Annotated in this window: 6 protein-coding genes; 2 read left to right on the top strand and 4 right to left on the bottom strand. The window is 28.7% G+C overall.

Annotated elements, in window-relative coordinates:
* Positions 1-36 precede the first annotated feature (36 nt).
* Together RSF37_RS08510 and RSF37_RS08505 are read right to left on the bottom strand one after the other, a co-directional pair.
* Complete coding sequence (locus RSF37_RS08510) at positions 37-1,827, bottom strand: ABC transporter ATP-binding protein (RefSeq protein ID WP_332563980.1); 1,791 nt, start codon at positions 1,825-1,827, stop codon at positions 37-39.
* Complete coding sequence (locus RSF37_RS08505; protein WP_332563979.1) at positions 1,824-3,554, bottom strand: ABC transporter ATP-binding protein; 1,731 nt, start codon at positions 3,552-3,554, stop codon at positions 1,824-1,826. The genes RSF37_RS08510 and RSF37_RS08505 overlap by 4 nt, the downstream gene beginning before the upstream one ends.
* A 210-nt stretch (positions 3,555-3,764) precedes the next feature.
* On the opposite strand from RSF37_RS08505, the gene RSF37_RS08500 reads away from it, so the two are divergent.
* Positions 3,765-4,658, top strand: coding sequence for a carboxypeptidase-like regulatory domain-containing protein (locus RSF37_RS08500; RefSeq protein ID WP_332563978.1), 894 nt, complete (start codon positions 3,765-3,767; stop codon positions 4,656-4,658).
* Positions 4,659-4,697: 39 nt separating this feature from the next.
* Here the strand turns inward: RSF37_RS08500 and RSF37_RS08495 are convergent, their stop codons facing one another.
* Positions 4,698-5,393 (bottom strand): hypothetical protein, encoded by a 696-nt coding sequence (locus RSF37_RS08495; RefSeq protein WP_332563977.1) that lies wholly within the window; start codon positions 5,391-5,393, stop codon positions 4,698-4,700.
* Between the two features lie 147 nt (positions 5,394-5,540).
* On the opposite strand from RSF37_RS08495, the gene RSF37_RS08490 reads away from it, so the two are divergent.
* A complete protein-coding gene (locus tag RSF37_RS08490) occupies positions 5,541-5,870 on the top strand; it encodes a winged helix-turn-helix transcriptional regulator (protein WP_332563976.1) in 330 nt (109 codons plus the stop codon).
* A gap of 37 nt (positions 5,871-5,907) precedes the next feature.
* Here RSF37_RS08490 and RSF37_RS08485 read toward each other — a convergent pair.
* Positions 5,908-6,587, bottom strand: a 680-nt coding sequence (locus RSF37_RS08485; protein WP_442878713.1) for an oxidoreductase, incomplete at its 5' end; no start/stop codon positions are given.

Genomic DNA, 6,587 nt, shown 5'->3' with positions numbered 1-6,587 from the left:
TTGTTTTTTTATTAGATTTTTTTTGTAACTGATTTACTAATTTATTTGTTTCTTTGCAAATTGACTATTATATAACTTTTCATAGAAACCACCTTTTTTCATTAAATCATCGTGATTTCCTTGTTCAATTATATCTCCCTCATTCATAACAAGAATTAAATCCGCATTACGAATAGTTGAAAGTCTATGCGCTATAACAAAACTTGTTCTGCCCTTCATTATATTTTGCATAGCTTTTTGAAGTAATGCTTCAAGTCTAGTATCAACTGAACTTGTAGCTTCATCTAATATAAGTATTTTAGGATCTGAAATAATCGCTCTAGCTATTGTTAGAAGCTGTTTTTCACCTTGTGATATATTTGATGCCTCTTCATTTAAGAACATATTATATCCATCTGGAAGAGTCTTTATAAAGTGATGAACATTAGCAATTTTTGCTGCATTAATTATTTCATCCTTTCTTGCACCAAATCTTCCATATTCAATATTATCGTATATACTTCCATTAAATAACCATGTATCTTGAAGTACCATACCAAACATTCCACGTAAATCTTCACGCTTCATATCTCTAGTATCAACCCCGTCAACTTTAATAGATCCACCTTTTATATCATAGAATCTCATAAGAAGATTTATTAAAGTAGTTTTACCAGCTCCAGTTGGTCCAACAATTGCAACCATCTGCCCACTCTTAATATTAGCACTTAAGTTTTCTATTAATATTTTATCATCACTATATCCAAACTTAACATTTTCAAAAGTAACATCTCCCTTTACTTTCTCTATTTTAACTGGATTTATTGGATCTTTGCTTTCCTCTTTTTCATCTAATATTTCAAATACACGTTCAACAGCAGCAAAAGCTGATTGAATTGTAGATGATAATTGAGTCATTTGAGAAAGTGGCTGATTTATTTGCCATATATAGCGTATAAATGCTTGCAAGTTACCAACTGTAATAATACCCCTTATAGCATATATAGGTCCTATAATTGACATTGCTGCAATACCAAGATAAGTAACAAGTGATACAAGTGGTGACATAAGACCTGATACAAACTGTGCCTTAAATCCATTTGTACAAAGTTCATTATTTATCTCTTTAAATTCATCTATAGCATCTTCTTGCTTACCATAAAGTTTTATTTCATTAAATCCTGTATACATCTCTTGAACAGTACCATTTAATTTACCAAGAGCCTTTTGTTGATTCTTAAATAATCTCTGTGATTTTTTAACAATGAATCTAGATACAAAATAACTTATCGGTATAATAAGCATTGCAATTAGTGTCATCGTTACATTTATTGTAAACATCATTGCAATCGCAAGTACAATCGCAAGTACTGAATTTATTACTTGGCTGAAACTTTGCTGAAGTGCATTTGAAATAGTATCTACATCATTTGATATTCTACTTAACACATCTCCATAACTGTTAGAGTCAAAATATTTTATTGGGAGTCTTCTTATCTTATCTTGAACTGCATTTCTTAAATCCCTCATAGTATTTTGAATAGCATTTGTTAATAGAAAGTTTGCAGCATATGTTAAAAGTGTATAAGAAGTATAAATAACTGCTAAAATAATTAATACTTTAAAAATATAATTAAAATTTACAGATACACCTGCTACTCCACGGCTCATCTCTATTACATCATTAGTAAGCCTAGTAATTATAAGCCCTTCAACCTTTGGAGAAACTGCACTTAATACAGCAGCGCCTACTATAAATAAAATTGAAGAAATAAATGCTATTTTATATGGTCTTATAAAAGGGGAAAGCTTATTAACTGTTCTTTTTAAATCATCTAATCTCTTCATCCTAAAAGCTCCTCCTCTGTAAGTTGTGATGAGGCAATTTCATGGTATATATCACATGACTTTAATAATTCTCTATGTGTTCCACTTCCAACTACTTCTCCTTCATTTAATACTATTATTTTATCAGCTTCTGTAATTGAGCTAACTCTTTGAGCTACTATTAATACAATTGAATCCTCAGTTTCTTTCTTTAATTTTTCTCTAAGTATTGCATCTGTTTTAAAATCCAATGCTGAGAAACTATCGTCAAATATATATATTTCAGGTTTTCTAACTATAGCTCTTGCAATAGAAAGTCTTTGCTTTTGGCCACCTGATACATTTGATCCACCTTCGCTTATCTTTTCTTCAAACTTTTTAGGTTTTTTAGATATAAAGTCATAAGCTTGTGCAACTTTTGCTGAATGTTCTAATTCTTTATCATTTGCATTTTGCTTACCAAATTTAATATTATTTGCTATACTTCCTGTAAATAATAAAGTCTTTTGTGGAATGAATCCAATTTTCTTTCTTAATGCTTTTAAATCGTAATTTCTTACATCAATACCATTAATTTTTATTGATCCTTTTGTAACATCATAAAATCTTGGTATTAAATTAATTAATGTACTTTTACCACTACCTGTACTTCCTATAAATGCTACAGTCTCACCATTTTTCGCTGTAAATGAAATGTCCTTAAGTACTGGTTCTTCTCCATCTGGATAAGTAAAAGTAACATTTTTAAATTCTATTATTCCTTTATTAGTTGAAACTTTAGCTCCATTTTCAGGATTTTTTATAAGTGGTTCCTCATCTAATAATTCACTTATTCTATTTGCTGAAACTTCCGCTCTTGGATACATAACAAATACAAGTGAGAATAGCATAATAGAAAACATTGCATGAAACAAATACTCTATAAATGCAACTAATTGTCCAACTTCTAAAGTTCCTGCATTTATCATTTTACTTGATATCCAAAATATTGCAATTATAGCCATATTTAATATGAAGAAAAATGTTGGTTGAGAAATTGACATTAGTTTATTAAGTTTTTTAGAAATAGTTGCATACTGATCATTCGTTTCTTTAAATCTTTCTGATTCATGATCATCATTTCCAAAAGCTCTAATAACCCTTATTCCTGTTAAATTTTCTCTTGAAATTCTATTTAACTTATCTAATCCTTTTTGTTGCTTTTGAGACATTGGATGAGATACTTTTGCAATTATAAAAACTCCTACTATTATAAACGGAATTGTTACTCCTAGCACTATAGATAAAGAAAGATTCGTTTTAATAATCATAATTAAACTTACTGTAAACATAACTGGTGTTATAAGTGCTATTCTTAGAAGTGTGTTTACAAACTGTTGTAATTGAAAGGCATCATTAGTTGTTCTAGTAATCATTGATGATATTCCAAACTTATCATACTCACTGTGTGAGAATTCCTGCGCTTTCACAAATATATCATTTCTTATATCTCTTGTAATATTAGTTGAAATTTTTGAAGAACAATATCCAAGTAATACCGTTCCAAGTGATCCTATAATTGAGATAGTTATTATTATTATTCCCATTTTTCTTATATAAGGTATATCATTATAAACTATTCCAACATCAATTATTTTAGCCATTATAGTTGGTATACCAAGTTCTACTAAGGCAAACCCAAAAACCGATATTACATTTAAAATGAACAAAATCTTATATTCTTTTAAGTACTTTAAAATTAACTTCATTAATTCTCCTACCTCCTTAGTTTATTTTATAAATTATTATTATTTATATTCCATTCTACACAATTATTAATTTTTTTTCTAATGTTTTTTTACATTTTTTATTAATTTAATATGTATTAAATATTTTTATGTCAAATTTAGCTATATTTTCATAGAATGTATATATAGAGAGATAATACTCTAAATTCAAATGATAATGGAGGATTTTATATGTCCTATTTAGATAAAAAAGTATATCCCCTAACTACTGGTTCTTCAGGAACATTAACTGCTGGAAATAACCAACTTCTAGTTTTAGCTCCATTTAATTTATCTACTCCTTACACTATAGTTGATGAAGGTGTTTACGGTATAGTAACAAATGGAACAACTCCTATAGCTAATGCGTACGTTGCACTTAAACCATCAACTGGAACTGATGTTTATATGGTTCAAACTGATGCTAATGGTGCCTTCACTATTACAGCTCCAGCTGCTACAGGATATCAAATTAACATTTTAGCTTCAGGTTACGATGTTAAATCAACTGGATCTATTACAGTTACAGCTAGCACTTATAATAATTTAGGAACAACAACTTTAGTAAGTGACGCTGAACTTACTACTGGAAGAAAAGCTATTCTTGGTAAATTCAAACTTGCTTCAGATAGTTCTCCAATAGAAAATGGTATAATTTCCTTATTTGATATGACAGTACCAGCTTCTCCAGTACTTGTTGGAGTAACTGTTACAAATTCTGCTGGTAACTATGCTTTCATAGGTTTAGATGGAACAATATCTTATAAAGTAGTTGCCATGACTTCTACAATAAACCCTGCTGAACTTGATGTAGTTTTCGGTGCTGGTATATTCACAACACTTGCTGATTTATCAGGTGTTGCAGTAATAGCAAGTACTTCTAGCTTAATTCAAGGTATCGCAAGAGATGACTTAGGTACCGCATTAGCAAATACTTCAGTTATGTTATTTAGTGGAACATCTCCAAACGGAACTGGTGTAGCATTTACTAAGACTGATGCTAGCGGATACTATAACTTCGTAGTTCCAACAGATATAGCTACTAGAGATTACTATGTAACTGCAACTGATAACGTACCTGCATAATAATATAAATTTAGACAAGCCTATTTAGGCTTGTCTTTATTAATATTTAGTCGCTTTTACTAAGTATTTTCCACTTTCTTGATTTAGAAAAATATATTCACCCTTTTCATTAGTGTAAGTGTACTCTATTGGTTCCTCATTATCATTTTCATAAACTTTATATAATATTACTCCAATATCTTTTAAATCTGAGCTTCCTTCTATCTCGACACTACCAGAAATAGATCTATTAGGAGGAGCTTCTCTTTTAAGCATTATCCGTGTAAAGCTAACTTCCTTTCTAAACATAACTTTACATGATATTTTTTCATATCCTTTAGCATCTATAGTTAACTTATAGCATCCATAATAAACGTTAAATGTAGCAATACCACATTTATCAGTTATTTCCTTATATTTGTATACTTTATTAATAATATTTATATCTGCTCCAATTATAGGGTTCATATCTTGATTAACTAAATTAATAACAACTTCTTCACTTTTTTCCTTACATAATTTAATTGTTTCATAATTACAAAATTCATAGGCACTAATTGTATAACAATTACTTTTATATCCCTTTTTGTAAGCTTTTAATTCATATATACCAAAAGGAACATCAAATTTAGCGATACCTTTTTCATTAGTGTAAGTTTCATATACTTTACTTTCATTTCGTAAAATTACACGACATTTATTAATATAACAATTTTTTTCACTAACTGCCCTAACTATTATCTTATTATTTTTCATATATACATCACACCTTAAGATAATTTAATGGTTAATACTACATCATATTCCTACATTAATAATAATGTACTTTAAAGTTTTAATAAAATCACTTTTATATGATACAATAATCAATATATATCTTACATATTATATAGAGGTGCACTAATGATTGAATATAAAGGGAAAAAATATGTCTGTCTTTTAGATTTTGCAATGAATTTTATACGTGGTAAATGGAAAGCTGTTCTTCTTTGCCATATGTATGATGGACCTAAAAGATTTTTAGAACTTCAACGAATTACTAATGGTGTTAGTCATAAAGTTCTAACAGAAAATCTTAAAGAATTAGAAGATGAGACTTTAATAAATAAAGTAATTTATCCAGAGGTTCCCCCAAGAGTTGAATATAACTTAACCCCTATGGGAAAAGATTTAACTAAGGCTATTAAAGAAATTGAAGCTTGGTCACATAAATATTTTAAAGATTTAAAATAAAAAGTCCACACATTAAAGTGTGGACTTTTAGTATTTATTATAAATTTCTTATGTTTAATATACATCTTTTACCTAATGTATTATAACATTTATTACATGATACACATTTTGGGTTCTTCCTATCACCAGTTTTCCACTTATTTATCAAATCTGGTTCTGCTGTTAATGGTCTTGATAAAGTAAAATATTCTATTTTGCTTTTATTTAATATTTCTTCCATTACATCTAAATGTCTATTTCCACCGATTAAGATAACTGGAGTATTAATACTCTCTGATAACTTAATTGCATAATCTTTAAAGTAAGATTCTCTATCTTTTGATAATACTATTTTAGTTCTTGCAGCTCCTAAATTATTTTCTGCAACTTCTTTAATTGATTCATTTCCGCCAGTAACTTCAATTGCATCAATTCCAAGGGCTGATAATTTTCTCGCTACATATAAGCTATCTTCTTCAGTTAATCCACCTTCCTTTACATAATCAGCTGAATTTAGCTTTATTAATATTGGAAAGTCATATCCAACTTTTCCCCTCATCGCTTTATAAATATCAAATATTATTCTTCCTCTATTTTCTATACTTCCACCATATTCATCTCTTCTTTTATTATAATAAGGTGATAAAAACTGGCTTAATAAATAACCATGACCTCCATGTATTTCTACACCATCAAATCCTGATTTTTTAACTCTTAATGCTGCATCAGCATATGCTT

Source organism: Clostridium sp. (assembly GCF_036643715.1).
Classification (GTDB): Bacteria; Bacillota; Clostridia; order Clostridiales; family Clostridiaceae; genus Clostridium.
The sequence above is the reverse complement of the archived record's forward strand: the minus strand, read 5'-3'. Positions and strand labels throughout refer to the sequence as shown.

Excerpts from the sequence above, each read along its gene's own strand:
- RSF37_RS08510 (WP_332563980.1), bottom strand. The coding sequence starts at position 1,827 with ATGAAGAGATTAGATGATTTAAAAAGAACAGTTAATAAGCTTTCCCCT.
- RSF37_RS08505 (WP_332563979.1), bottom strand. The coding sequence starts at position 3,554 with ATGAAGTTAATTTTAAAGTACTTAAAAGAATATAAGATTTTGTTCATT.
- RSF37_RS08500 (WP_332563978.1), top strand. The coding sequence starts at position 3,765 with ATGTCCTATTTAGATAAAAAAGTATATCCCCTAACTACTGGTTCTTCA.
- RSF37_RS08495 (WP_332563977.1), bottom strand. The coding sequence starts at position 5,393 with ATGAAAAATAATAAGATAATAGTTAGGGCAGTTAGTGAAAAAAATTGT.
- RSF37_RS08490 (WP_332563976.1), top strand. The coding sequence starts at position 5,541 with ATGATTGAATATAAAGGGAAAAAATATGTCTGTCTTTTAGATTTTGCA.